Origin of the sequence: Pseudomonas sp. SWRI22, assembly GCF_014268395.2 — a bacterium.
In the GTDB taxonomy this organism is placed as follows: domain Bacteria; phylum Pseudomonadota; class Gammaproteobacteria; order Pseudomonadales; family Pseudomonadaceae; genus Aquipseudomonas; species Aquipseudomonas paracarnis.
In genome coordinates this window covers 3110727-3136926 of record NZ_JABWQK020000001.1, presented here as the reverse complement: position 1 = coordinate 3136926, position 26200 = coordinate 3110727, and the positions used below count along the sequence as shown (strand labels likewise).

At 60.2% G+C, this 26200-nt stretch carries 28 protein-coding genes and 1 pseudogene; 9 read left to right on the top strand and 20 right to left on the bottom strand.

What is annotated here, in order from left to right:
* Positions 1–93 precede the first annotated feature (93 nt).
* Complete coding sequence (locus HU730_RS13745) at positions 94–756, top strand: hypothetical protein (protein ID WP_186527047.1); 663 nt, start codon at positions 94–96, stop codon at positions 754–756.
* Positions 757–885: 129 nt separating this feature from the next.
* Here HU730_RS13745 and HU730_RS13740 read toward each other — a convergent pair whose 3' ends face one another.
* The 3 genes from HU730_RS13740 to HU730_RS13730 form a co-directional block, all read right to left on the bottom strand.
* Positions 886–1161: an HU family DNA-binding protein gene (locus HU730_RS13740; RefSeq protein ID WP_003195589.1), complete on the bottom strand. Its 276-nt coding sequence runs from the start codon at positions 1159–1161 to the stop codon at positions 886–888.
* A gap of 190 nt (positions 1162–1351) precedes the next feature.
* Positions 1352–2500: an FAD-dependent oxidoreductase gene (locus HU730_RS13735; RefSeq protein ID WP_054896057.1), complete on the bottom strand. Its 1149-nt coding sequence runs from the start codon at positions 2498–2500 to the stop codon at positions 1352–1354.
* Positions 2501–2536: 36 nt separating this feature from the next.
* A complete protein-coding gene (locus HU730_RS13730) occupies positions 2537–2704 on the bottom strand; it encodes a rubredoxin (protein ID WP_014720509.1) in 168 nt (55 codons plus the stop codon).
* Positions 2705–2899: 195 nt separating this feature from the next.
* Between HU730_RS13730 and HU730_RS13725 the strand changes: the two genes are divergently transcribed.
* Both HU730_RS13725 and ubiA read left to right on the top strand, forming a co-directional pair.
* Positions 2900–3463 (top strand): chorismate lyase, encoded by a 564-nt coding sequence (locus HU730_RS13725; protein ID WP_186527046.1) that lies wholly within the window; start codon positions 2900–2902, stop codon positions 3461–3463.
* Positions 3463–4353, top strand: a complete 891-nt coding sequence (gene ubiA, locus HU730_RS13720; RefSeq protein WP_014720511.1) for a 4-hydroxybenzoate octaprenyltransferase — start codon at positions 3463–3465, stop codon at positions 4351–4353. The genes HU730_RS13725 and ubiA overlap by 1 nt, the downstream gene beginning before the upstream one ends.
* Before the next feature lie 123 nt (positions 4354–4476).
* Here the strand turns inward: ubiA and HU730_RS13715 are convergent, their stop codons facing one another.
* A complete protein-coding gene (locus HU730_RS13715; RefSeq protein WP_186527045.1) occupies positions 4477–4854 on the bottom strand; it encodes a hypothetical protein in 378 nt (125 codons plus the stop codon).
* Between the two features lie 152 nt (positions 4855–5006).
* Here HU730_RS13715 and phoB point away from each other — a divergent pair, with 152 nt between their 5' ends.
* From phoB to HU730_RS13700, 3 genes are all read left to right on the top strand, one after another.
* Positions 5007–5696 (top strand): phosphate regulon transcriptional regulator PhoB, encoded by a 690-nt coding sequence (gene phoB, locus HU730_RS13710; RefSeq protein ID WP_003195617.1) that lies wholly within the window; start codon positions 5007–5009, stop codon positions 5694–5696.
* Between the two features lie 126 nt (positions 5697–5822).
* The gene (gene phoR, locus HU730_RS13705) at positions 5823–7109 is read left to right on the top strand and encodes a phosphate regulon sensor histidine kinase PhoR (protein WP_254914116.1); all 1287 of its coding nucleotides are present in this window, start codon (positions 5823–5825) and stop codon (positions 7107–7109) included.
* A 257-nt stretch (positions 7110–7366) separates the two neighbouring features.
* Entirely contained in the window at positions 7367–8707 is a 1341-nt protein-coding gene (locus HU730_RS13700) for a hemolysin family protein (protein ID WP_003195620.1), read from the top strand.
* A gap of 140 nt (positions 8708–8847) precedes the next feature.
* Here the strand turns inward: HU730_RS13700 and HU730_RS13695 are convergent, their stop codons facing one another.
* The 7 genes from HU730_RS13695 to HU730_RS13665 form a co-directional block, all read right to left on the bottom strand.
* The gene (locus HU730_RS13695; protein WP_034129124.1) at positions 8848–9747 is read right to left on the bottom strand and encodes a response regulator; all 900 of its coding nucleotides are present in this window, start codon (positions 9745–9747) and stop codon (positions 8848–8850) included.
* Between the two features lie 164 nt (positions 9748–9911).
* Positions 9912–10673 carry a phosphate signaling complex protein PhoU gene (gene phoU, locus HU730_RS13690; protein WP_034129125.1) on the bottom strand — a complete coding sequence of 254 codons (762 nt, stop codon included), beginning with the start codon at positions 10671–10673 and terminating at the stop codon, positions 9912–9914.
* Positions 10674–10788: 115 nt separating this feature from the next.
* Positions 10789–11622 carry a phosphate ABC transporter ATP-binding protein PstB gene (pstB, locus tag HU730_RS13685; RefSeq protein WP_003195626.1) on the bottom strand — a complete coding sequence of 278 codons (834 nt, stop codon included), beginning with the start codon at positions 11620–11622 and terminating at the stop codon, positions 10789–10791.
* Between the two features lie 177 nt (positions 11623–11799).
* Positions 11800–13470 carry a phosphate ABC transporter permease PstA gene (gene pstA, locus HU730_RS13680; protein ID WP_034129126.1) on the bottom strand — a complete coding sequence of 557 codons (1671 nt, stop codon included), beginning with the start codon at positions 13468–13470 and terminating at the stop codon, positions 11800–11802.
* A gap of 15 nt (positions 13471–13485) precedes the next feature.
* Positions 13486–15519 (bottom strand): ABC transporter permease subunit, encoded by a 2034-nt coding sequence (locus tag HU730_RS13675; RefSeq protein WP_186527048.1) that lies wholly within the window; start codon positions 15517–15519, stop codon positions 13486–13488.
* A 484-nt stretch (positions 15520–16003) separates the two neighbouring features.
* A complete protein-coding gene (locus HU730_RS13670) occupies positions 16004–16990 on the bottom strand; it encodes a phosphate ABC transporter substrate-binding protein PstS (protein WP_003195633.1) in 987 nt (328 codons plus the stop codon).
* A 119-nt stretch (positions 16991–17109) separates the two neighbouring features.
* Positions 17110–18399, bottom strand: coding sequence for an MFS transporter (locus HU730_RS13665; RefSeq protein WP_034129128.1), 1290 nt, complete (start codon positions 18397–18399; stop codon positions 17110–17112).
* 406 nt (positions 18400–18805) lie between these two features.
* On the opposite strand from HU730_RS13665, the gene HU730_RS13660 reads away from it, so the two are divergent.
* Both HU730_RS13660 and HU730_RS13655 read left to right on the top strand, forming a co-directional pair.
* Positions 18806–19210: an acyl-CoA thioesterase gene (locus HU730_RS13660; RefSeq protein WP_003176975.1), complete on the top strand. Its 405-nt coding sequence runs from the start codon at positions 18806–18808 to the stop codon at positions 19208–19210.
* A gap of 58 nt (positions 19211–19268) precedes the next feature.
* A complete protein-coding gene (locus tag HU730_RS13655) occupies positions 19269–20168 on the top strand; it encodes a D-hexose-6-phosphate mutarotase (RefSeq protein ID WP_186527044.1) in 900 nt (299 codons plus the stop codon).
* 116 nt (positions 20169–20284) lie between these two features.
* Here HU730_RS13655 and HU730_RS13650 read toward each other — a convergent pair whose 3' ends face one another.
* The 8 genes and pseudogenes from HU730_RS13650 to HU730_RS13615 all read right to left on the bottom strand — a co-directional run.
* Positions 20285–20821 (bottom strand): DUF3299 domain-containing protein, encoded by a 537-nt coding sequence (locus HU730_RS13650; protein WP_014720519.1) that lies wholly within the window; start codon positions 20819–20821, stop codon positions 20285–20287.
* A 77-nt stretch (positions 20822–20898) separates the two neighbouring features.
* Positions 20899–21144, bottom strand: coding sequence for a GlsB/YeaQ/YmgE family stress response membrane protein (locus HU730_RS13645; protein ID WP_005792540.1), 246 nt, complete (start codon positions 21142–21144; stop codon positions 20899–20901).
* A 105-nt stretch (positions 21145–21249) separates the two neighbouring features.
* Entirely contained in the window at positions 21250–22335 is a 1086-nt protein-coding gene (locus HU730_RS13640; RefSeq protein WP_020302828.1) for a 5-(carboxyamino)imidazole ribonucleotide synthase, read from the bottom strand.
* An 11-nt stretch (positions 22336–22346) separates the two neighbouring features.
* Entirely contained in the window at positions 22347–22838 is a 492-nt protein-coding gene (gene purE / locus HU730_RS13635; RefSeq protein WP_003195648.1) for a 5-(carboxyamino)imidazole ribonucleotide mutase, read from the bottom strand.
* Positions 22839–23035: 197 nt separating this feature from the next.
* Complete coding sequence (locus tag HU730_RS13630) at positions 23036–23572, bottom strand: HipA domain-containing protein (RefSeq protein ID WP_052200006.1); 537 nt, start codon at positions 23570–23572, stop codon at positions 23036–23038.
* Positions 23569–23721 (bottom strand): hypothetical protein, encoded by a 153-nt coding sequence (locus HU730_RS13625; protein WP_080757762.1) that lies wholly within the window; start codon positions 23719–23721, stop codon positions 23569–23571. Before HU730_RS13625 ends, HU730_RS13630 begins: the two co-directional genes overlap by 4 nt.
* A 39-nt stretch (positions 23722–23760) precedes the next feature.
* Positions 23761–23967 carry a hypothetical protein gene (locus HU730_RS13620; protein ID WP_052200007.1) on the bottom strand — a complete coding sequence of 69 codons (207 nt, stop codon included), beginning with the start codon at positions 23965–23967 and terminating at the stop codon, positions 23761–23763.
* A gap of 110 nt (positions 23968–24077) precedes the next feature.
* A pseudogene (locus HU730_RS13615) lies at positions 24078–24410 on the bottom strand (hypothetical protein); the annotation flags it as partial.
* Positions 24411–24561: 151 nt separating this feature from the next.
* On the opposite strand from HU730_RS13615, the gene HU730_RS13610 reads away from it, so the two are divergent.
* Positions 24562–25215: a reprolysin-like metallopeptidase gene (locus HU730_RS13610; protein ID WP_034129131.1), complete on the top strand. Its 654-nt coding sequence runs from the start codon at positions 24562–24564 to the stop codon at positions 25213–25215.
* Between the two features lie 59 nt (positions 25216–25274).
* On the opposite strand, the gene HU730_RS13605 is transcribed toward HU730_RS13610, so the two are convergent.
* Positions 25275–26189: a LysR substrate-binding domain-containing protein gene (locus tag HU730_RS13605; protein ID WP_034129132.1), complete on the bottom strand. Its 915-nt coding sequence runs from the start codon at positions 26187–26189 to the stop codon at positions 25275–25277.
* Positions 26190–26200 lie beyond the last annotated feature (11 nt).

Sequence of the window (26200 nt, the reverse complement as noted above, 5' to 3'; positions counted from 1 at the left end):
ATGCCGAGCATCGCTTGATCGAAATCCATAGCGAGAGGCGCTCTGCCACGTCATTCGCCAAACGAAAAGGTTGTTTCTAAAGGATCACCGGCTATGGGTATCAATCAAATTATCCTCTCAGAGCAAGACCATAACCTTGGACAAATAGGCGGAGGTGCTTGGCTTAGAGACCTTGAACTGTGGCCTAAAGATCCGCAAACCGGTCAGCTTATGCTGCCGGTGATTACGATGACCTCAACGTTCTTGGACGTCCCATTCATACCCTCCGGGATGGCGCTTACGGTGTTCGTCTCCGTTGAGCGAACTGACGAAACGTACACACGATCGTCTGTACGAAAGTTGACTGTCCATCAACAAAGCGAGATGGAAAAGCTTCAACTTGGCCATAGCCAGGTTCTGCTTCACGCGCTGGCGACTTCCGAACTCACACCCGCTACGTTGGTTGATCCAATTCCGCGAACGTATATTGCCCAGCAACCGTTCACTCCCGAACAAATGGAGGAGGAATTGGAAGACGTGGACAGTGGCGCGGGTATCAGCAAGGCCCTTGGGCGCCCCGCTTGGTTGCAAGACCCTTTGTATGAAAGCCCTCGCTACTATTTCTTGGCTCAACTCACCGACGCCGACATTGCAAAAATCAGCCCTAGTCACGAAGGAATATTCGGTGGAGGTATCGGCTATGTGTTCGCCGATAATCGAGCGAAAAAGCTGAAGGAAGGGGATGTGGGCGGCTATTTCCTAGTTCAATTCACCTGAAAATGCGATTAGGCGAGCTGGCTTAATCTGGCATACGCATCAGCACCCAACAAAAAATGGGCACCCGACCCAGTCGGCGTGCCCATCTTCTTTACCGCCCCGCCTCCCTTCGAGACGGTACCGCTTAACTTACGGGTTGACGCTGTCTTTGAGCGACTTGCCCGGCTTGAACGCTACGGTGTTGCTCGCCTTGATTTTCACTGGCTCACCGGTTTGCGGGTTTTTGCCGGTGCGGGCGCCGCGGTGGCGTTGCAGGAAAGTGCCGAAGCCGACCAGGGTGACGCTGTCCTTGCGGTGCAGGGCGCCGGTGATTTCTTCGAGGACGGCGTTGAGGACGCGGTTGGCCTGTTCTTTGGTGAGATCGGCTTTTTCAGCGATAGCGGCTGCGAGATCTGGTTTACGCATATGTGAAGCCTCTTTGACGGTTTTTTGTTGTTATGTCCGTGCTGCTCTCTGGTGGAGCAGCGCCAAGGCGCCGCAGGCTCTACTCTGCGGCAGACGGGAGTGAGGATGGCATGCCCTCGGGCGCCGCGCCAGTCTCGCGGCGGCCTTTCTCGGGGTATGAACGTGATGTTTGCGACAGAACGGGTGGTATTTACGCCAGTAACGGCGGAAGTTCTTTGTTCAGCGCCAGTTTTTCCATGACAGCGCTGCCAGTCAGTGCGTAACCCAGCAGGCGGCCGCTGGCATCGCGGCACAGGGCCTTGATGTCGGCACCCTGCCCTTCGACACTCCAGACGCCTTCAGTGCCTCGTGGCGCAGGTGATACCACCAGCGGGCACACCGGGGTTTTCACGGTGATGGGCATCGGTCCATAGCTCACCGCCGTGGCATTGCCGGCCAGGGTTTGCGCCAGGGCACGGGCGCAGCTCATCAGCGGCATCACGTACAACAGGTTCAGGCCATCCACCTCGGCGCAGTCGCCCAGGGCATAGATATTGGCGTGGGAGGTCTTGAGGTGGCGGTCCACCATGATCCCGCGGTTGATTTGCAGGCCGGCCGCTGCGGCCAGGTCTACACGCGGGCGCAGGCCAATGGCAGACACCACCAGGTCACAGTGGATCACTTCACCGTCCGACAGGTGCGCTTCAAGGCCATCAGCCGTGCGTTGCAGGCGATTGAGCACCGGGCCCAGGTGGAAACGCGCGCCGATGCCTTCCAGCCCGGCTTGCACCGCTGCGGCTGCCGCCGGGTGCAGCAGGGTCGGCATGACTTGCTCACACGGCGCGACCAGGTCGATTTCATAGCCGCCCAGGATCAGATCATTGGCAAACTCACAGCCGATCAGGCCAGCGCCAAGCAGCAGCACGCGCCGTTTGCCGGCAGCAGCGGCACGAAAGCGCGCGTAGTCTTCCAGGTCGTTGATCGGGAAAATCAGCTCAGCCGCATCGCCTTCGACCGGTACGCGCACGGTTTCTGCGCCCCAGGCCAGGACCAGGTCGCGGTAGCTCACCGCTTCCTCGCCGATCCACAGGCGCTTGTGGCCTGGGTCGATGCCGCTGATGCGCGTATGGGTGCGCACCTGGGCCTTGAGTTGCTCGGCCATGGCGCCAGGTTCGGCCATGCTCAGGCCATCGGCTTCCTTGTTCTTGCCAAAGCCGGTGGAGAGCATGGGCTTGGAGTAGGAGCGTCCGTCATCGGCAGTGATCAGCAGCAACGGGGTCTCGCTGTCGAGCTTGCGAAACTCCCGGGCGACGTTGTAACCGGCCAATCCTGTGCCGATGATCACGACAGGTGCGTTCATTCCTTTCTCCTTGTAGTACGTTTCTTAAATTCGGGATTACGCGATTTCGATCATTTCGAAGTCCGACTTACCCACGCCGCAGTCCGGGCACAGCCAGTCTTCCGGGACGTCCTGCCACAGAGTGCCTGGTGCAATACCGTCATCCGGCCAGCCGTCCGCTTCGTTATAGATAAGGCCACAGACGATACATTGCCACTTCTTCATTACATGCTTCCTCAGGTTCAGGCGTGTTGGCCGGCGGTCGATGGATCCAGCGTTGCCGCGCGGCTCAGGGCGTTTTGTACTGATCGGGGCCGGCAGATGCAAGCACGATCGACGCAAACGGCCGGTTTGGCGCGGCAAAAGTTCAGGGTGCCATGGTAAGCTCGCCGCCTCTTTTGCTGCCAATACTGACTCACCGTGCCGCACTCAATCGCCCTTTCCGATGCTTGCCAATGGCTGACCCAGAGCCTTCTGAGCCCCTTGCCCGCGCCCTTGACCCTCAACTGGCTGTTTGACGAAGGCTCGCTGACGCGACGGCTGACGTGGCTGTCCAACGAGGGTTTCAGCGTGACGCCGCTGTTCGAAGGCTGGCAACCGTTGCGCGACGACGAATGCGCCGCCCTGGACCTACCGCCGGCCAGTATCGGTTGGATACGCGAGGTGTATTTGCGCGGGCACGGCCAGCCTTGGGTGTTCGCCCGCAGCGTGGCGGCCCGCAGTGCCTTGCAGGGCGACGGGCTGCACATGGACGAACTGGGCAGCCGCTCGCTGGGCGAGTTGCTGTTCTGCGACCGCGCCTTTACCCGCCAGGCCATTGAAGTGTGTCACTACCCTCGTGCCTGGCTGCCGACAGCGGACCAGGCCGATAATCTGTGGGCGCGCCGCTCGCGCTTCGACCGCGGGGCGCTGAGCGTGCTGGTGGCGGAAGTCTTCCTGCCCAGTTTCTGGCACGCGCTGCAAGATCATCCGGAGAACTGCTGATGTACCAACGTCTGCTCAAGTCCTTGAACCGCCTGAACCCCAGGGCCTGGGATTTCATTCAGTTGACGCGCATGGACAAGCCGATCGGCATCTACCTGCTGCTGTGGCCGACGCTGTGGGCCCTGTGGATCGCCGGCAAGGGTTCGCCGTCACTGATCAATATCGTGATTTTCGTGCTGGGCGTGGTACTGACCCGGGCCGGCGGCTGCGTGATCAATGACTGGGCCGACCGCAAGGTCGATGGCCATGTGAAACGCACCGAGCAACGCCCGCTGGTGAGCGGCAAGATCAGTTCGAAGGAAGCGCTGGTGTTTTTTGCCGTGCTGATGGGCATCAGTTTCCTGCTGGTGCTGCTGACCAATGCCAGCACCATCCTGCTGTCCCTGGGCGGCCTCGCACTGGCGGCAAGCTACCCGTTCATGAAGCGCTACACCTATTACCCCCAAGTGGTGCTGGGCGCAGCGTTTTCCTGGGGCATGCCGATGGCGTTTACCGCCGAGACCGGCCATTTGCCTGCCACCGCGTGGCTGCTGTACATCGCCAACCTGTTGTGGACGGTGGGCTACGACACCTATTACGCCATGACCGACCGCGATGACGATTTGAAGATCGGGGTGAAATCCACCGCCATTCTGTTCGGTGACGCTGACCGCGTGATCATCCTCACCCTGCAAGGCCTGGCGCTGGCGTGCCTGTTGCTGGCCGGCGCACGGTTCGAGCTGGGCGGGTGGTTCCACCTCGGGTTGCTGGCGGCAGCGGGCTGTTTTGTCTGGGAATTCTGGTACACACGGGACAGGGACCGCATGAAGTGCTTCAAGGCGTTCTTGCATAATCACTGGGCGGGGTTGGCGATTTTTGTCGGGATCGTGGTGGATTACGCGGTTCGCTGAGGATTCTGTGGTGATTGTTGGGGCGCCATCGCAGGCAAGCCAGCTCCCACATTTTGATTGTATTCGCACATCAAAAAAATGTGGGAGGGGCTTGCCCTCGATGGACTCAGCAGCGCCGCAGACTTAAGGCTTGATGATGTGCCAGACGCTACCTTTGCCATCACCGGTCATGTCACCGGCTTTCTTGTCGTCCTTGTAGGTGTAGACAGGCTTGCCTTTGTAGGCCCACTGGCTGGTCTGGTCGTCGCGGGTGATCACCGTCCAATCGCCGGTCTTGGTGTCGGTGGACTCTGCCTTCAGCGGTGGCCAGTTGGTCGCGCACTGGTCCTTGCACACTGATTTGCCATCAGCGTCCTTGTCGAAGGTGTAGAGCGTCATGCCCTTGTGGTCCACCAACATCCCATCTTTAGTCATCGCCGGCTCTGCCGCAAACGCCAACCCTGGCAGCGTCAACACCGCAGATACCAGCAGGGTTTTCCAGGAAACAGTGCTGTAAGTCATCGGAACCTTCCTTTTGTGGTTGTCAGGATTCGGACCCAAAGGGTAGTTCAGAGTGCCGTTAATTGCCCAAGCGACTAAATTACTGTCACACGACTGCAATAATTCCGTTATCTAATGCGGCGCAAGACAGTTAAATGACAAGAGGATTGAGCATGGTTGGCAGGAGCATTCTGATCGTTGACGACGAAGCGCCCATTCGCGAAATGATCGCCGTCGCGTTGGAAATGGCCGGCTATGACTGCCTGGAGGCGGAGAACTCCCAGCAGGCCCACGCCATTATCGTCGACCGCAAGCCGGACCTGATCCTGCTCGACTGGATGCTGCCCGGCACCTCGGGCATCGAATTGGCCCGCCGTCTCAAGCGTGACGAGCTGACCGGGGATATCCCGATCATCATGCTCACCGCCAAGGGCGAAGAGGACAACAAGATCCAGGGCCTGGAAGTGGGCGCCGATGACTACATCACCAAGCCGTTTTCCCCACGGGAACTGGTGGCGCGCCTCAAAGCCGTGCTGCGCCGCGCCGGCCCGACCGATGGCGAAGCGCCTATCGAAGTCGACGGCTTGATCCTGGACCCGATCAGCCACCGCGTGACCATCGACGGCAAGCCCGCGGAGATGGGGCCGACCGAATACCGCCTGTTGCAATTCTTCATGACTCACCAGGAGCGCGCCTACACCCGTGGCCAACTGCTCGACCAGGTATGGGGGGGCAACGTCTATGTGGAAGAGCGCACTGTGGACGTGCATATCCGCCGCCTGCGCAAAGCCTTGGGCGACGCGTACGAGAATCTGGTACAAACCGTGCGCGGTACCGGCTATCGGTTTTCTACCAAAGGTTGAGCAATCAGCCACAAGCCGCAAGTTAAAAGCGGGACTGCTTAAGCTTGGAGCTTGCAGCTTGAAACTTGAAACTGCTCCGAAGGACGCACCTTGAACCAGAACTGGCATGGCACCCTGATCCGCCACATGCTTCTGTTGATCACTGCCTGCCTGCTGGTCGGGCTGATCAGTGGCTATTACGGCTGGAGCCTGGCCGCCGGCATCGCGTTGTACCTGGGCTGGACCCTCAAACAATTGCTGCGCCTGCATGAATGGCTGCGCCAGCACAAACCCGATGAGGCCCCCCCCGATGGCTATGGCCTGTGGGGCGAGGTGTTCGACAGCATCTACCACCTGCAGCGCCGCGACCAACGGGTACGCGGGCGCCTGCAAGCGGTGATCGACCGGGTGCAGGAGTCCACCGCCGCGCTCAAGGACGCGGTGATCATGCTCGACAGCGACGGCAACCTGGAATGGTGGAACCGTGCCGCCGAGACTCTGCTGGGCCTCAAGACGCCCCAGGACAGCGGCCAGCCGGTGACCAACCTGGTGCGTCACCCGCGCTTCAAGGAATACTTCGAGCAGGACAACTACGAAGAAGCCCTGGAAATCCCCTCGCCCACCAACGACCGCGTGCGCATCCAGCTGTACCTGACTCGCTACGGCAACAACGAGCACTTGATGCTGGTACGTGATGTGACCCGTATTCACCAGCTGGAACAGATGCGCAAAGACTTCGTCGCCAACGTTTCCCATGAGCTGCGCACGCCCTTGACGGTGATTTGCGGCTACCTGGAGACGTTGCTGGACAATGTCGATGAGATCAACCCGCGCTGGAGCCGCGCCCTGCAGCAGATGCAAGTGCAAGGCTCGCGCATGCAAACCCTGCTTAACGACCTGCTGTTGCTGGCCAAGCTTGAAGCCACGGACTACCCCTCGGACAACCACCCCGTGGCGGTGCAGAGCCTGTTGCAGACGATCAAGAACGATGCCCAGGCCCTCTCGGGCGAACGCGGGCAGCAAATTACGCTGGAGGCCGACCCAACTGTATTGCTCAAGGGCAGTGAAGGCGAATTGCGCAGTGCATTCTCCAACCTGGTGTTCAACGCGGTGAAGTACACCCAGGACAAGGGCAATATCCGCATTCGCTGGTGGGCCGACGAGCACGGCGCGCACCTGAGTGTGCAGGACTCGGGTATCGGTATCGACGCCAAGCACCTGCCGCGCCTGACCGAGCGCTTCTACCGTGTCGACTCCAGCCGCAACTCCAACACCGGCGGCACCGGGCTGGGCCTGGCCATCGTCAAGCATGTGCTGCTGCGCCATCGGGCCCGCCTGGAAATCAGCAGCGTGCTGGGGCATGGCAGTACCTTTACCTGTCATTTTGCGCCGGCGCAGGTAAACCGTTCGCGAGCGGTCGAGGCCGATGATTAAGCGGAAGTGAGCACGGCCCACTGTGGGAGCTGGCTTGCCTGCGATGACGGCGGGTCAGCCAAATTATCGGTAGCAGGCAGACCGCCATCGCAGGCAAGCCAGCTCCCACACGGGTTCTGCGACACGACTTTGCAGCCCCGCCCGGCAGCGGGCACTAGGCAAGCGCCCCGTCAGCCGCTACATTGGCCGACTTGCGCCTGCCTTTCAGGCCTACCTGTCACCCCTTATTGAACACACGGAACCTGCAAAACCCCATCATGGACCCTTCCCCTGGCATTACCCTCGCTACACTCTTCGCCGATTTCGGCATGATTCTTTTTGCACTGATCCTGGTACTGCTCAACGGTTTCTTCGTTGCGGCGGAATTTGCCATGGTCAAACTGCGCGCCACCCGCGTCGAGGCCATCGCCCATAAGAACGGCTGGCGCGGGCAGATCCTGCGTACCGTGCACAGCCAGCTCGACGCCTACCTGTCGGCTTGCCAGCTGGGTATCACCCTGGCGTCCCTGGGCCTGGGCTGGGTCGGTGAGCCGGCCTTTGCGCACATCCTCGAGCCGATGCTGGGCGCGGTCGGCGTGCAGTCGCCGGAAGTGATCAAGGGCGTGTCGTTCTTTGCCGCCTTCTTCGTGATTTCCTACCTGCACATCGTGGTCGGCGAACTGGCCCCCAAATCCTGGGCGATTCGCAAACCCGAGTTGCTGTCGCTGTGGACGGCCGTGCCGCTGTACCTGTTCTACTGGGCGATGTACCCGGCCATCTACCTGCTCAACGCCAGTGCCAACGCCATCCTGCGTATCGCGGGCCAAGGCGAGCCTGGCCCCCACCATGAGCACCATTACAGCCGCGAAGAACTCAAGCTGATCCTGCACTCCAGCCGTGGCCAGGACCCCAGCGACCAAGGCATGCGCGTACTGGCCTCCGCCGTGGAAATGGGCGAGCTGGAAGTAGTGGACTGGGCCAACTCCCGGGAAGACCTGGTGACCCTGGACTTCAACGCCCCGCTCAAGGAAATTCTCGCGCTGTTCCGCCGCCATAAATTCAGCCGCTACCCAGTGTATGACGCGGTGCGCAACGAGTTTGTCGGCTTGCTGCACATCAAGGATTTGCTCCTGGAACTGGCTGCCCTGGACCATATCCCCGAATCGTTCAACCTGGCCGAATTGACCCGCCCGCTGGAACGCGTATCGCGGCATATGCCGTTGTCGCAACTGCTGGAGCAGTTCCGCAAAGGCGGCGCGCACTTCGCCCTGGTAGAGGAAGCTGACGGCAAGATCATCGGCTACTTGACCATGGAAGACGTGCTGGAAGTGTTGGTGGGCGATATCCAGGACGAACATCGCAAGGCCGAGCGCGGCATCCTCGCCTACCAGCCCGGCAAACTGCTGGTGCGTGGCGACACGCCGTTGTTCAAGGTGGAACGCCTGTTGGGCGTCGACCTGGACCACATCGAAGCCGAAACCCTGGCCGGCCTGATCTACGACACGCTCAAGCGCGTGCCGGAAGAAGAAGAAGTGCTGGAAGTTGAAGGCTTGCGGATCATCATCAAGAAGATGAAAGGGCCGAAGATCGTGTTGGCCAAGGTGCTGTTGCTGGACTGACTGTAGACCAGTCGCCCTCTGTAGGAGCGAGCTTGCTCGCGAAAAACTCACAGGCGCCGCGTTTATTCAGGAAGCACGCGTTATCGTTGGCGTTTTTCGCGAGCAAGCTCGCTCCTACAGGGGATAGGCGTCGCGGTGCTTCACGCACCCGGCACGAAATGCTTCTGCGCCGTGCCACGGGCGATCAGGCGGGATATGTAGTCCAGCTTCTGCGCATCCTGGTCGATAAAGCGGAAAGTCAGTTGCAACCAGTCGCTGTCGGGCTTGGGCTCGTAGGCGACGATGGCGTGCAGGTAGCCGTTGAGCCGTGCGACTTCGGCGTTGTCGCCCTGTTCAAGGTCGAGCACGGCGCTTTCCAGTACTTGTGGCAGGACCTCGCCACGCTTTACCACCAGCAACGCTTCCTTGATGCTCAGGGCCTTGATCACGCATTGCTGGGTGCCGCTTGCGAGGCGCAACTGGCCCTGACCGCGACTGCCCGTCGGCGCCGCTGCTGCGGGGGCCTTGGCTGGCGGTGTATTGAGCAGACCTTTGCTGGGCGCCGCCACCGGGGCCGGCTTGACCGCTTCGGGTTTGCCGCCGGTCAGGGCGCTCAGGGAGTCGTTGCCAAAGGCTGAGTTCATCTTGGTCGGCGCGCTGGCAATCAGCGCATCGAGGCGACCGATCTTGTGCAGGGCCTGCTTGACCTTGTTCAGCAACTGCTCGTTGGTGAACGGCTTGCTGACGTAGCCGGAAACCCCCGCCTGAATCGCCTGCACCACGTTTTCCTTGTCGCCACGGCTGGTCACCATCACGAACGGCATGGCCTTCAGGTGCGCTTGCTCGCGGCACCAGGTCAACAACTCAATGCCAGACATTTCCGGCATTTCCCAGTCACACAGCACCAGGTCGAAGGTTTCGCGCATGAGGATGGATTGCGCCTTTTTGCCGTTCACCGCATCTTCGATCTTGATCCCGGGGAAGTAATTACGCAGGCACTTCTTCACCAGGTCGCGAATAAACGAGGCGTCATCCACCACCAACACACTGACTTTACTCATCGACCCTTCATCCTATAAAAACGTCTGCAAAACGCCTGACTGATGGCATTTTGCCAAAACTCGCGGGTCACAGAAGGACTTTATGGCGCCTGCTGTGCAAAAAATTCACATGCCGCAAACGAAAACGCCCGGCCAGAGGCCGGGCGTTAATTTCTCGGGCAACCTTACTTATCGTCAGATTCGCCCGGAACATTAGGGATTAGATCAGCAGTGCCTTCAACTTCGGCCTTCATGCGCTTTAGGCCCATGTGCCGGACGTCGGTGCCCCGCACCAGATAAATCACCAATTCCGAGATATTGCGCGCGTGGTCGCCGATACGCTCCAGGGAGCGCAGCACCCAGATAATGTTCAAGACCCGCGAGATCGAACGCGGATCTTCCATCATGTAGGTGGCCAACTCGCGCAGCGCGGTCTTGTATTCGCGGTCGATGATCTTGTCGTACTGCGCCACCGACAACGCCAGTTCGGCGTCAAAGCGGGCGAAGGCGTCGAGGGCATCGCGCACCATATTGCGCACCTGATCGCCGATATGGCGCACCTCCACGTAGCCACGGGGGGCTTCACCCTCTTCGCACAGTTGGATGGCGCGGCGGGCAATCTTGGTGGCTTCATCGCCGATGCGCTCCAGGTCGATCACCGACTTGGAAATGCTGATGATCAAACGCAGGTCCGAGGCCGCTGGCTGGCGGCGGGCAAGAATGCGCAGGCACTCTTCGTCGATATTGCGTTCCATCTGGTTGATCTGCTCGTCAATCTCACGCACCTGCTGAGCCAGGCCCGAGTCGGCCTCGATCAGCGCGGTGACCGCATCATTGACTTGCTTCTCCACCAGCCCGCCCATCGCCAGGAGGTGGCTGCGCACTTCCTCAAGCTCGGCATTGAACTGCGCGGAGATGTGGTGGGTAAGGCCTTCTTTGCTAATCATGGGGTTGCTCCGCAAAAGCTGTAAGCCGCAAGCTACAAGCTGCAAGCTGATGTGTGTCGTTCCGTTGAACTGCTCTTACTTGCCGCTTGAAACTTGCGGCTTGCAGCTGCTCCAACTAGCCGTAGCGACCGGTGATGTAGTCTTCGGTCTGCTTCTTCGCCGGATTGGTGAACAGGGTGTCGGTATCGCCGAACTCCACCAGCTTGCCCATGTACATGAACGCGGTGTAGTCGGAAACCCGCGCCGCCTGTTGCATGTTGTGGGTCACGATGACGATGGTGAACTTGGACTTGAGCTCGTAGATCAGCTCTTCGACTTTCAAGGTGGAGATCGGGTCGAGCGCCGAGCACGGTTCGTCGAGCAGCAACACTTCCGGCTCTACGGCGATGGTACGGGCGATCACCAGGCGCTGCTGCTGGCCGCCGGACAAGCCGAGTGCCGATTCGTGCAGGCGGTCCTTGACCTCGTCCCACAATGCCGCGCCCTTGAGCGCCCACTCAACCGCTTCGTCGAGGATGCGTTTCTTGTTGATGCCCTGGATACGCAGGCCGTAGACCACGTTTTCGTAGATGGTCTTGGGGAACGGGTTGGGCTTCTGGAACACCATGCCCACGCGGCGACGCAGCTCGGCCACGTCTTCGCCCTTGCGGTAGATATTGGTGCCGTAGAGGTTGATTGCACCTTCTACACGGCAACCGTCCACCAGGTCATTCATGCGGTTGAAGGTACGCAACAACGTCGACTTGCCGCAGCCCGACGGGCCGATGAAGGCGGTCACACGCTGTTTGGGGATGTTCATGCTGACGTCGAACAGCGCCTGCTTGTCACCGTAGTACAGACTCAGGCCCGGTACTTCGATGGCCACGGTTTCCTGGGCCAGGCTCAGGCTCTGCTTGTCGCGACCCAGGGCAGACATGTTGATGCCGTGGGATTGGGTTTCGTGTTGCATGGGATGCTCCCTGTGCTACCAATTCATTTCGTTGAACCGCCGGGGCGGCTTACTCAAATTCTGTGCCTGACACCGAGCCCTGTGGGAGCTGGCTTGCCTGCGATGCGGGTGGCGCGGTATTGCAGTAAAACCGCGGTGATGCCATCGCAGGCAAGCCAGCTCCCACATTGGATCGCATTAGCTGTCCAGCGCTTTGTATTTTTCGCGCAGGTGGTTACGAATCCACACTGCCGACAGGTTGAGCGTGGCGATCACCAGTACCAGCAGCAAGGCGGTGGCGTACACCAACGGCCGTGCGGCTTCGACGTTGGGGCTCTGGAAGCCGACGTCATAAATATGGAAGCCCAGGTGCATGATCTTCTGGTCCAGGTGCAAGTACGGGTAGTTGCCATCCAGCGGCAGCGACGGCGCCAGCTTCACTACACCCACCAGCATCAGCGGTGCCACCTCACCCGCGGCACGGGCCACGGCGAGGATCATGCCGGTCATCATCGCCGGGCTGGCCATTGGCAGCACGATCTTCCACAACGTTTCCGCCTTGGTCGCGCCGAGCGCCAGGGAGCCTTCACGCACGGTGCGAGGAATCCGCGCCAAGCCTTCTTCGGTGGCCACGATCACCACGGGTACCGCCAGCAGCGCCAGGGTCAGCGAAGCCCAGAGCAACCCCGGCGTACCGAAGGTCGGCGCAGGCAGCGCTTCAGCGAAGAACAGACGGTCGACCGAGCCCCCCAGTACATACACGAAGAAGCCCAGGCCGAACACGCCGTAGACGATGGCCGGTACGCCGGCCAGGTTGTTCACGGCGATGCGGATGATGCGCGTCAAGGTGTTCTGCTTGGCGTACTCACGCAGGTACACCGCGGCCAGTACGCCAAACGGGGTCACGATCATTGCCATGATCAGGGTCATCATCACGGTGCCGAAGATGGCCGGGAAGATCCCGCCTTCGGTGTTGGCTTCCCGTGGGTCATCGCTGAGGAATTCCCAGACCTTGCTGAAGTAGAAGCCGATTTTGGTCATCGTGCCCATGGCGTTCGGCTGGTAGGCGTGCACCACTTTGCCGATGCCGATTTCCACTTCCTTGCCGTTGCCGTCACGCGCCGTCAGGGCGTCGCGGTTGAACTGGGCATGCAGGTCGGCCAGGCGCGCTTCGATGTCCTGGTAGCGGGCGTTCAGCTCGGCGCGGTCGGCGTCCATGTCGGCCTGGGCGGCAGCGTCGAGCTTGCCTTCAAGTTCCAGTTTGCGACCGTGCAGGCGGATGCGCTCCAGCCCGGCGTTGATCGCGCCAATGTCGGTTTTTTCCAGGCTCTTGAGCTGAGCGGCCAGCTTGTTCACGCGGTCCACGCGGGCTTGCAGCTCCGGCCACGCGGCCTCGCCTTCGGCAATCACCTTGCCGTCCTGCTTGACGTTGACCAGGGTGCCGTAGAAGTTGCCCCACTCACGACGCTCGATGGCCATCAGGTTCGCAGGCTTGGTCTGGTCCTTCAGCCACTCACCGACAATCCAGGTGAAGTCGTTACCGTTCAGGTCGCGGTTGCCGACCTTGATCAGCTCACGGGTCATGAATTCCGGGCCTTGGTCCGGCACCGGCAGGCCCGCGCTTTTCAGGCGCTCGCGCGGCACTTCTTCTTTCTGCACCACTTCGCCGATGACGATGTGGTTGGCCTGGCCTGGCACGTTGTAGTTCGCCTGGATCAGGTCGGCCGGCCAGAAATGGCCCAGGCCCCGCACCGCAATCACAGCCAGCAAACCAATGGTCATGATGACCGCGATGGACACCGCGCCACCGCTGATCCAGACGCCGGGGGCGCCGCTCTTGAACCATCCATTCAGGGAGTTCTGTTTCACAGACTTCTACCTTTCTTAAAGCGACGAGTATTTCTTGCGCAGACGCTGACGAATCAGCTCGGCGAGGGTGTTCATGATGAAGGTGAACAACAGCAGCACCAGCGCCGAGAGGAACAGCACGCGGTAATGACTGCCGCCCACTTCCGACTCGGGCATCTCCACCGCAACGTTGGCCGCCAGGGTGCGCAGGCCCTCGAACAGGTTCATCTCCATCACCGGGGTGTTACCGGTAGCCATCAGTACGATCATGGTCTCGCCCACAGCGCGGCCCATGCCGATCATCAGCGCCGAGAAGATGCCCGGGCTGGCGGTGAGGATGACCACGCGGGTCATGGTCTGCCACGGCGTGGCGCCCAGGGCCAGGGAACCCAGAGTCAGGCCGCGTGGCACGCTGAACACGGCGTCTTCGGCGATGGAGTAGATGTTCGGGATCACCGCAAAACCCATGGCCAGGCCGACCACCAACGCGTTGCGCTGGTCGTAGGTAATGCCCAGATCGTGGGAGATCCACATGCGCATGTCACCGCCGAAGAACCAGGTTTCCAGGTACGGGCTCATGTACAGCGAGAGCCAGCCCACCAACAGGATCACAGGAATCAGGATCGCGCTTTCCCAACCATCGGGAACGCGCAGGCGGATCGACTCAGGCAAGCGGCTGAAGACAAAGCCGGCGACCAGGATGCCAATCGGCAACAGCATCAACAGGCTGAAAATGCCCGGCAGGTGCCCTTCCACATACGGCGCCAGGAACAGGCCGGCGAAGAATCCGAGGATCACCGTCGGCATGGCTTCCATCAGCTCGATCACCGGCTTGACCTTGCGGCGCAGGCTCGGCGCCATGAAGTAAGCGGTGTAGATCGCTGCAGCAACCGCCAGTGGCGCCGCCAGCAACATGGCGTAGAACGCGGCCTTCAAGGTACCGAAGGTCAGCGGGGCCAGGCTCATCTTGGGTTCGAAGTCAGTGTTGGCGGCCGTGGATTGCCAGACGTATTTAGGCTCGTCGTAGTTCTCGTACCAGACCTTGCTCCACAACGCGCTCCACGACACTTCCGGGTGCGGGTTGTCGAGCAACAACGGTTGCAGCTTGCCACCCGCCTCGACAATCACACGGTTGGCCCGTGGCGACATGCCGAACAGACCCTGGCCGTCGACCACCGGGTCCACCAGCAAGGTGCGGTGGGCAGTGCTGTGGAACACGCCGAACTGGCCAGCAGCATCCAGGGCGGTGAAGCCTTTGCGGCGCTCTTCAGCGCTGATTTCGACGATGGGCGCGGTGCCCATCTGGAAGGTGCGGATCTGCTTCAGGCGCTGTTCGCCATCCGGGTCGCGGGCCATGAACCACTGGGCCAGGCCGCCTTTGGAGTTACCCAGGATCAGCGAGATGCCGCCGACCAACTGGGTGCTGGCGGTGATTTCCGTGTCGGCGTCTTCCAGCAGTTTGTAGCGACCGTTGAGGCTCTTGTCGCGCAGGCTGAACACGTCGGCCAGGGCACGACCGTTGATCACATACAACCACTGCTGGCGTGGGTCGATGAAGATCGCCTTCACCGGCTCGGTCATCTGCGGCAGCTCGACGCGCTTCTGCTCGCTGGTGACTTCACCGGTCATCATGTTTTCTTCGCGGCTCAGGGTCAGCACGTTCAAGTGCGAACCGGCGGAACCTGCCACCACCAGGGAGGTGTCGGTGGCGTTGAGCGCAACGTGTTCCAGCGGGCGACCGGCGTCATCCAGCATGATCGGCGTTTCGCCGTAGGGGTACTCGATCGCTGGACTGATGGTTTTGTTGCCGTCCGGATACGACACCTTATAGGTGTGGCGAAACACCAAAGACTGGCCATTGGACAAGCCGAGAATCACCAGCGGGCTGCCCGGCTGATCTTCACCAATGGAAGCAACGCTGGTACCGGCCGGAATCGGCAGGTCGACACGCTTGAGCTCGGCACCGGTGTCCACGGCAAAGAACAGCGCCTGGCCCTTGTCGGAAACCCGCATGGCGACCTGGTTCTGTTCTTCGAGGGAGATCATCAACGGCTTGCCGGCGTCCTGCATCCAAGCGGGCGTCAACGCGTCTTCCTTGGTCAACGAGGCGCCCTGGAACAATGGCGCAACCACATAGGCGAGGAAGAAGAAGATCAGGGTAATGGCGGCCAGCACGGCGAGGCCGCCGACCAGCACATACCAACGGGTGAAGCGATCCTTGAGCGCGCGGATGCGGCGCTTGCGTTGCAGCTCAGGCGTATTGAAATCAATGCGCTTGGGAGGGGAAGTCGTCGTCATGGTGGAATTGGCCAGATCATTCATGCGCACACCCTAGCGATCCTGTATGACAGAAAGATGACAGTGCAGTGACGCAACAAATCCGCCGCGAAGCAGGGCTGGCAGCGGATAAAAAATTAGGGATGCAGACTGCTTATGTGGGAGCGGGCTTGCCCGCGATGGCATCAACACGATTTCAACGCTAAACCGCGTCGCCAGCATCGCGGGCAAGCCCGCTCCCACAGAAAAGCATGCGTCTACATCAGGTATCGCAGGCTTAGTTGCCTTCTTTCAGACCCAGGTCAGCCAGGGCCTTGGCGGCGACTTTGGCTGGCAGTGGGATGTAGCCGTCTTTGACCACTACTTCCTGGCCCTGCTTGGACAGCACCAGTTTCACGAACTCAGCTTCCAGCGGCGCCAGTGGCTTGTTCGGGGCTTTGTTGACATACACGTAGAGGAAACGCGACAGCGGATACTTGCCGTTCAGGGCGTTTTCTTCGGAGTCTTCGATGTAGTCAGTGCTGCCTTTCTTGGCCAATGGCACGGTCTTCACGCTGGCGGTCTTGTAGCCGATGCCCGAGTAACCGATGCCGTTCAGCGAGGAGCTGATCGACTGCACGACCGAAGCCGAGCCCGGTTGTTCGTTCACGTTTGGCTTGTAGTCGCCTTTGCACAGGGCTTCTTCCTTGAAGTAGCCGTAGGTGCCGGATACCGAGTTACGCCCGAACAGTTGCACTGGCTTGTTGGCCAGGTCGCCGGTCACGCCCAGGTCACCCCAGGTTTTCACATCGGCTTTGGCGCCGCACAGACGCGTCGACGAGAAGATCGCATCGACCTGTTCCATGGTCAGGTGCTGGATCGGGTTGTCCTTGTGCACAAATACCGCCAGGGCATCCACGGCAACCGGGATTGCCGTTGGCTTGTAGCCGTACTTCTGCTCGAAGGCCGCCAGTTCGGTGTCCTTCATCTTGCGGCTCATCGGGCCCAGGTTGGAGGTGCCTTCAGTCAACGCAGGTGGCGCAGTGGCAGAGCCGGCAGCTTGAATCTGGATGTTGACGTTCGGGTATTCCTTTTTGTAACCCTCGGCCCACAGGGTCATCAGGTTAGCCAGGGTATCGGAACCGACGCTGGACAGGTTGCCCGACACACCAGTGGTCTTGACGTAAGCCGGGATTGCCGGATCAACACCAGCGGCCACCGCGTTGGCGGTCGCAACGCCAGCAGCGACAAAAGTCATTGCCGCCATCAAACGTTTCAGTTTCATGCCTTGCTCCTAGCAGATAGGGATAATTGGATCGGGGCCAAGTATCGGCAGGCCGTGTGAACACTCTATGTCTGAAATATGACAATTAGATGAAAGGCCACTATCTGAATGTGCAGGCTTCAGCGACCGCGTTTCCACAGATACCCGCCCACCAGCATCCCCATCACACACAGGACGGCCACATAGTAAGCCGGGCCCATCGGGCTCTCCTTCATCAGCAGCGACACCGCCAATGGCGTCAACCCGCCGAACACGGCATAAGCAACGTTGTAGGAGAACGACAGACCGCTGAAGCGCACCACCGGCGGGAAAGCTTTGACCATCACGTAGGGCACCACGCCGATGGTGCCGACAAACAGACCCGTCAAGGCATACAACGGGAACAGCCAGTCGGGGTGTGCCATCAGGCTGTGATACAGCGTCCAGGAAGTCGCCAGCAGCAGTGCGCAACCTGTGACCAGCACGCGACCGGCTCCAAAGCGGTCGGCCAGCGCACCCGAGGCGATGCAACCCAGGCTCAGGGTCACGATGGCCAGACTATTGGCTTGCAGCGCAACCGTAGGGCTGAAGTGGTAGATGGTTTGCAGCACGGTCGGGGTCATCAGGATGACTACCACCACGCCGGCCGACAATAGCCAGGTCAGCAGCATCGACAGCACAATGGCGCCACGGTGATCGCGCAACACGGCGCGCAAGGGCAGTTCAGCGGCCAGGCTCTTGCGTTGCTGCATCTCGGCGAAGATCGGGGTTTCATGCAGCCAACGACGCAGGTACACCGACAGCAGGCCGAATACGCCGCCGAGCAGGAAAGGAATCCGCCAGGCGTAATCAGAGACCTGTTCCGGTGTATAGGCGCTATTGATGGCGGTAGCCACCAACGAGCCCAGCAGAATACCGGCGGTGAGGCCGCTGGTCAGGGTGCCGCAGGCGTAGCCGATGTGGCGCGGCGGGACGTGTTCGGAGACGAACACCCAGGCGCCCGGTACTTCGCCGCCGATCGCCGCGCCCTGGATGATGCGCATCAGCAGCAACAGGACCGGCGCCCACAGGCCGATCTGCGCGTAGGTGGGCAGCAGACCCATGATCAGGGTGGGTACGGCCATCATGAAAATGCTCAGGGTGAACATCTTCTTGCGCCCCAGCAGGTCACCGAAGTGCGCCATGATGATGCCGCCCAAGGGGCGCGCCAGGTAGCCGGCGGCGAAGATGCCGAAGGTCTGCATCATGCGCAGCCATTCGGGCATGTCGACAGGGAAGAACAGTTTCCCGACCACGGTGGCGAAAAACACAAAGATGATGAAGTCGTAGAACTCCAGCGCTCCACCCAGGGCAGACAGCGACAGGGTTTTGTAGTCGTTGCGGGTCAGCGGGCGCGAGGGTTGCGCACTGCTTGCGGGCACGGAGGACATGGCAAGGCTTCTCTTATAGTAATCATCGTAAAGGACTGCACGCCCGTGACTTGCGGCGGGTTTGGCAAGATAGCAAATCGCCCGAAAAAGCACAGCGCCAGGAGCACAGTTGCGCGCAAAAGCCCCGATACAGCGTCTATTTACCGACCAAATGAGCGTCGGGAGGTCGTCGTGGCGCCAGGGTCTCGATATACTCGCCGGTGCAAGCGCCAGACCCGCTGTCTTGAGGGGCTGCTGTGCCAAAACGTTGTTGGGTGCCATCCAGCCGATTTGGCAGAGTTTCCCTTTAGTTCGCCTTACGAGAAACGCATCGAGCGGTGTATGTTGGTGCTGAAACGTTTTTCTAAGAAGACGGCTATCCACTTGAAATACCCATGAAGCGTCACGGGTCAGAGGCACCCTCGGCATGATCGAACTCGAACAAGAAGATCCTATCCCGCAAGGCGATCTCGCCCTGCAAATCACCGCGCTCCCGCGTGAAACCAACGGTTTTGGCGATATCTTCGGCGGCTGGCTGGTCGCGCAGATGGACCTCGCCGGCACGGCAATGGCCAGCAAGGTCGCCGGTGGGCGCGTGGCCACCGTGGCCATTGATCGCATGGCGTTTCTGGTGCCGGTGGCCGTGGGTGCGCAGCTTTCCTTCTATACCCAGGCCCTGGAAATCGGCCGCAGTTCGATCCAGATGATGGTCGAAGTGTGGAGCGACGATCCGTTGTCCAGCGAATGGCGCAAGGTGACCGAAGCCGTATTCGTGTTCGTCGCCATCGATGGCAGCGGCCGCACGCGCTCGGTACCGTCACGGGCGCGTTAAACCTCGCCGGGTTTTAACGGTCAATTGCCCCATTGCCTGCCACTAAGAGAGCTTTGTCATGCCTACGCCCCACGTTGAGACGGTAAAAATCGACGAGCTGGACTGCTGGTGCATCCGCCACAACGGCGCCGAGTTGATGGTGGCCCAACAGGGTGCGCATATCTTCAGTTACCAGCGCGAGGGCGAACAGCCGCTGATCTGGCCGAACCCTGAGGCCGTGTTCAAGCAGGGCAAAGGCATTCGTACTGGCGTACCGGTGTGCTGGCCGTGGTTCGGGGTGTTCGACCGCAACCCGCAAAGTGTCAAAGCCATGCGCCAGAGTAATCAGCCTGCCGGCGCCCACGGTTTTGTGCGCACCGCCCGCTGGGAATTGGCCACCACCGAACTCGACGGCCAGACGCTGCGAGTGGACCTGATATTGCCGGTGCCGGCTGGCGGCTTTCCAGGCTGGCCCCATCAGGTAGACCTGACGCTGAGCCTGCTGTTGGATGACCAACTGCACATCCGCCTGACCAGCCACAACCGCGGCGCCGACATCGTGACCCTCAGCCAGGCATTGCACACCTACTTCGCCGTGAGCGATGTGCGCAAGGTTCAGGTCGAGGGCCTGGATGGCGTGGCCTACATCGATACCGCCGACGGGTGGGCCGAGAAACAGCAAGCCGGGCTGCTGCACTTCAGCGCCGAAACAGACCGCATTTACCTGAATACGCCGGCACAGCTGAATATCGTCGATAGCGATTGGCAGCGCCGTATCCAGCTCACCAGCGAAGGCTCGAAATCCACCGTGGTCTGGAACCCCTGGACCGAACGCGCCAAGGCTTTCGACGATATGGCCGATGACGGCTGGCAGGGTATGTTGTGCATCGAGACGGCCAACGTGCTGGACGATGTGGTGAACCTGGCGCCCGGGGAAAGCCACACCTTGGGCGTGAGCATCACGGCCCAGGCCTTGTAAACCCAACCCAATGTGGGAGCTGGCTTGCCTGCGATGCAGGCAACTGGGTGTATCAGGAACACCGAGGCGCTGCTATCGCAGGCAAGCCAGCTCCCACAGGGGTTATGCTTTGGGCTTTAGAGATCAGACTCCTGCACCACCCGAACCTTCCCGGCCTCCAGCGCATACGCGGCATCCGCCAAGTCGTTATTGACCTTCTCCACCTTCAACGTGCCCGTGACCCACAGCGGCGTGTAGATATCATCCAGCTTCAACCCCTTGGGATAGCGCACCAGCACCAGTTGATTAGGCGGCGGTGGCGGCACGTGTATGCAGGCGCCCGGGTAAGGCACCAGGAAGAACAATGTGCTGCGGCCCTTGGCGTCCGTTTCAAGCGGCACCGGATAGCCGCCAATGCGGATATTCTTGCCGTTCATGGCCGCTACGGTCTTGGTGGAATACATCACCGCAGGCAGGCCCTTGCTCTGCTTCAAGCCACCCTTTTCGGTGAACGTGCCTTGAGCTTCGGGGGAGTTGTGGTCGATCTCGGGCATGGCTTCGAGAGCTTTCTGATCCGACAGCGGCATCAGGTCGAGCCAGTCGGTTTCCGGCAGTTCGCCAGCGTGCGCCAGGCCAGAGCCCAGCAGAAGAAGCGTTAACAGAAGACGGCGCATGGAGAGGCTCGGCAAATACAAGGGCCGAGCATTCTAGCCCTCTGCGCCTGCGCAGCGCAGAGGACTTTGTCGGCTGATTACTTCTTTTTAATCAGGCCGTAGATCACCAGCAACACGATGGCACCCACCAGCGCGCCGATGAAACCTGCGCCCTGGCCTGCCTGGTAGATCCCCAGGGCCTGACCGCCGTAGGTCGCGGCCAGGGAACCGGCGATACCCAGCAGGATGGTCATGATCCAGCCCATGCTGTCGTCGCCAGGCTTGAGGAAGCGCGCCAGCAGGCCGACGATCAAGCCGATAAAAATGGTTCCGATGATACCCATGGCATTTCCCTCTGATTGGTATGAGTCATGCCAAAGCCTAGTCAGCCTTTGGCATCCTGCAATCAGAGAGACGCAGAACCCCAATGGTTCCCGCCGTGGTCAGGCTTATTGTTCGGCGATCAGCGCTTCAACCTTGAGGATCTGCGCCTGCAGCGTCGCACGGTCCTTGCAACGCAGGTTGGCGTGGCCGACCTTGCGCCCGGCCTTGAAGGCCTTGCCGTAGTGATGCACGTGACAATCGTCGATCGCCATCACACGCTCCACCGGCGGTACAGAGCCGATGAAGTTGAGCATGGCGCTCTCGCCGACCTTGGCCGTGGAGCCCAACGGCAAGCCCGCCACCGCCCGCAGGTGGTTTTCGAACTGGCTGCACTCGGCGCCTTCGGTGGTCCAGTGCCCGGAGTTGTGCACACGCGGGGCGATTTCGTTGGCTTTGAGGCCGCCGTCGACTTCAAAGAACTCGAACGCCATTACACCAACGTAATCCAGCTGCTTGAGCACACGGCTGGAATAGTCTTCGGCCAGGGCCTGCAGCGGGTGGTCAGTACTGGCTACCGACACTTTCAGGATGCCGTTGACGTGGGTGTTGTGCACCAACGGGTAAAAGCGGGTTTCGCCATCACGGGCGCGTACGGCAATCAGCGAGACTTCGCCGGTGAACGGCACGAAGCCTTCCAGCAGGCAGGCAACGCTGCCGAGCTCGGCAAAAGTGCCGACCACATCGGCAGCGGTACGCAGGACTTTCTGGCCCTTGCCGTCGTAGCCCAGGGTGCGGGTTTTCAACACCGCCGGCAGGCCGATGCTGGCGACCGCCGCGTCCAGGTCCGCCTGGGACTGGATATCGGCGAAGGCCGGGGTCGGAATGCCCAGGTCCTTGAACATGCTCTTTTCGAACCAGCGATCGCGAGCGATGCGCAAGGCTTCGGCGCTCGGGTACACCGGCACGAACTGCGACAGGAAGGCCACGGTTTCGGCCGGGACGCTTTCGAATTCGAAGGTCACAAGGTCAACTTCATCGGCCAATTGGCGCAGGTGGTCCGGGTCGCTGTAGTCAGCGCGCAGGTGTTCACCCAGGGCCGCAGCGCAGGCGTCCGGCGCCGGGTCCAGGAAAGCGAAGTTCATCCCCAGCGGCGTACCCGCCAAAGCCAGCATGCGGCCCAGTTGGCCGCCACCGATTACACCGATTTTCATCGTCAACAACCTCAGGCGATGCGTGGGTCTGGATTGTCCAGCACGCTGTCTGTCTGCTCAGCACGGAATTTTTTCAGCACCGCATGAAACTGCGGGTGCTTGGCGCCCAGGATGCTGGCGGACAGCAAGGCTGCGTTGATCGCACCGGCCTTGCCGATCGCCAGGGTTGCCACCGGAATGCCAGCCGGCATCTGCACAATGGACAACAGCGAATCCACGCCCGAGAGCATCGACGACTGCACCGGCACGCCAAGCACGGGCAGGTGAGTCTTGGCCGCACACATGCCAGGCAAGTGCGCCGCGCCGCCGGCACCGGCGATGATCACCTCGATGCCACGGGATTCTGCTTCATCGGCATACTGGAACAGCAAATCCGGGGTGCGGTGGGCGGAGACCACCTTCACTTCGTACGGAATGCCGAGTTTTTCCAGCATATCGGCGGTGTGGCTAAGGGTGGACCAATCGGACTTGGAGCCCATGATCACGCCAACCAATGCACTCATCGTCGTGCCTCTTCTCTCTGGGCGCCCGCAGGCGCGTCAAAAAACAACAAGCCACGCGGGAAATCCAGCGTGGCTTGGTGTACGAATTAAGGCCGGTTTGGACCGGCCGAAGGCCGCGCAGTATACCGTAATAATCCAGATAAACAGCCCCTGGGATGACCATCTGTCTAGCGGCGCAAAGTGGCGGTTTTATTGACTTAAGAGTCAGGCAAAAGGTCCAGTCGATGGGTCTTGGCAATGGCATTGATCATCACCGACGAGACCCCCGTTTTTGCAGCGATCACGGGCCATTGCATCACCGCTTCATGCACCTCGCGGATGATCTGCTTGGCCTTCAGCCCTTTGATCTGGCTGCCCACACTGAGCAGGTCAGCCACCACAAAATGGTCGCGCCTACCGTTGATGCTCATCTGATGGCTGTCGACCCAGAAATTTCCAGGCATATAGGACCAGGTAACGTCATAGGCAGGCGACAAATACCAGGTACCGTCAGTGTCCAGCAAAAAGCTGATGTTCTTGGTGTGGTCGTCCTGATTTCGAGCGATAACGTTGAACACCATGCGCCTGAAAAACTGCTCCGCCTCCCGACGCCCCAGTTTCAGCGCCCTGAACACGTTCAGGGCCTCGGCGTAGGAGTACTCACCCGGTTTTTTGTAGTCGGCATGATCCAGCGCGCACAAGGTCGCGGTGTGAATGTTGTCACCTTCATCGGTGCGGTCGAATCGCTTGGTCATGAAGTGAGCAAGCCCTCTTCAAGCAGACGGCACTCCGTCATTACCACGCCGGCTTGCCTGGCCATCAAGTAGTAGGCGTACTCGATGCGACCAAACCCCTGGCTATCGGCAAGCACATCGGTGTTTTTTGCGACATCGAACTTGAGCAACCAGTAGCTATAGCCTTTGGGCGCCGGAACCTGCCCTGATCAGATATGCCCTTCGCGATTGATGGCAATGATCGCCTTTGCGCGAGCGCCACCAGCACTTGTGCCCATCTGGATCAAGCGCGGCAACGCGGCGTCGTCGACGCTAGGGTCATTGGATGTCAGCCGGTCCTCCAGGCTTTGGCGCCCCGAGAGCACCTCCCCAGCCAACTGGGTCAGCGCCGCTGATCTCGATGGTTTCGGCCTCATTGGCCTCAATGTTCATAAGTGATCGCGTATTGAAAAATACCTTTTGGTCAGAAAAATGATCAAAAAATGACAAAAAGCGATCTATTGAGCACTAAACCACTCAATGTCATTCAAGCGAAACCTTGATCTCCTTGCGCCGCCCCACCTTCCAGCTTGCGCCACAACAACCGCACATTGGCCTTACGCACCAACGCGCAGCGATACAAGCGAATCTCCAGCGGCACATGCCATTGCGGCCCGCCGCGCACCAGCCGTTCGCCACGGGCCAGTTCCGCACGCACGCTCAATTGTGGCACCCAGGCGATGCTCAGGCCTTTATTGCACAGTTGCGCGATCCAACGAGGGAAGAAGCCCGGCACCAGGGGGTGCGCCGCCACCTCTTGCATGCTTTCGCCCAGCCCGCCTTCGAGGTGATGTAAATGGCGCAGCACTTCACCGAGCTCTCCAGGCTGCGGATGCGTCGATTGGGTAACACAGCGCCGCTTCACCGTAACGTAGAGAGTTAATTACCGCCAGGCGGAAACCTTCATCAATAAACTCGCTGGCACCCTGACTCACTCTCTATAACTTGGAACTTCTTGAAAGGATTAAAGGATGACTAAGACAGTCGAACGCACACAAAAAAAAGACATTACCATTATCGCCGCCATTCATGATGACGTGACGCAGACAAAACGAAAGACCATTTACGCTGATTACTTTCACGCAGTCGTAAAAGAACTGGAAAGCTTCGCAGAGCGAAAAATCAATGTCGTCTTCGCCCAGGGCGAGCCCCAAAGCAACATGGAATACAAAGGCGATGTTATTGAGGTCGCTGCCACACGCTGGAGTGCGGTCGGCGCTCAACTTCTAGAAGATATGACGAAAGAAGGCCTAGAAACCAATGAGCTGACCAAAGTCCTTCTCGTCACCAACGACAAATTAAATGATACGGTTTTAGGCATCGCGAGCACATACGGGGAAACCCAAGGCGGAACATACGCCATCGCATCATTGGTCTCGCCAGAAGTCATCGCGCATGAGATCGGTCATTTATTAGGAGCCAAACATGACGACTCTGAAGTTCATGTCAAGCGCCGCTGGGCCAGTGGCCTTAAGCTCCTTGAGGCCTGGTGGCTATTCGGAACCTGGTACGAGGACATTAAGACTCATACCTATATGACACCCTACAGTAGCAGTTCCACTACTTACACTTTCAGCCCCGCCAATCGGCAAAATATTAAGAATTACCTAGCCAACAAAGATTAATACCGACACCTCTTTATACCGCTGTATTCCCATCGGTTCGATCATTGGCTTTCCTCCGCTTAGGCGGAGGAACTCACTGCAATGCCACTCTCGAGCTTCCTCCACAACAACCGCACATTCGCCTTGCGCACCAACGCGCAGCGATACAAGCGAATCTCCAGCGGCACATGCCATTGCGGCCCGCCGCACACCACCAGTTCGCCACGTGCCAACTCTGCACGTACGCTCAACTGCGGCACCCAGGCGATCCCCAAGCCTTCGAGCGCCATGCTCTTGAGGCTGTCGGCCATGGCGGTTTCATAGATGGTGGTAAAGCGCAGAGCCCTCTGGCGCAGCAGCAAATTCACCGAGCGGCCCAGGAACGCGCCGGCGCTGTAGGCCAGCAGCGGCACGCTGCCCTCGCCCTCCAGGTCGAACAGCGGCTTACCCTCGGCATCGGCGGCGCACACCGGGAGCATTTCGGTGTTGCCCAGATGCAGCGACGGGAAAATCTCGGCGTCCATTTGCATCGCCGCGTCCGGGTCGTAGAACGCCAGCATCAGGTCGCAACCGCCTTCGCGCAGGGCGTGCACGGCGTCGCCGACGTTGGTGGCCACCAGCCGCGTGGCGATATTCAAGCCCTCGTTGCGCAACTGAGCGATCCAGCGCGGGAAGAACCCCAAGGCCAGGGAGTGGGCGGCCGCCACTTGCATGACTTCGCCCTGCCCGCCTTCCAGGTGATGCAAATGGCGCAGTACTTCACCGAGCTGTTCGACCACGGTGCGCGCCGTCACCAGAAACAACTGCCCGGCCGCTGTCAGTTCCACCGGCGTGCGTGAACGGTTGACCAACGTCAGCCCCAGCGCGGCTTCCAGGCTGCGGATACGCCGACTGAACGCCGGCTGGGTGACAAAGCGCCGCTCAGCCGCCTGGGAAAAACTACGCGTCGCCGCCAGGGCGCTGAAGTCTTCCAACCACTTGCTCTCAAGGTTCATCACTGCCTCCC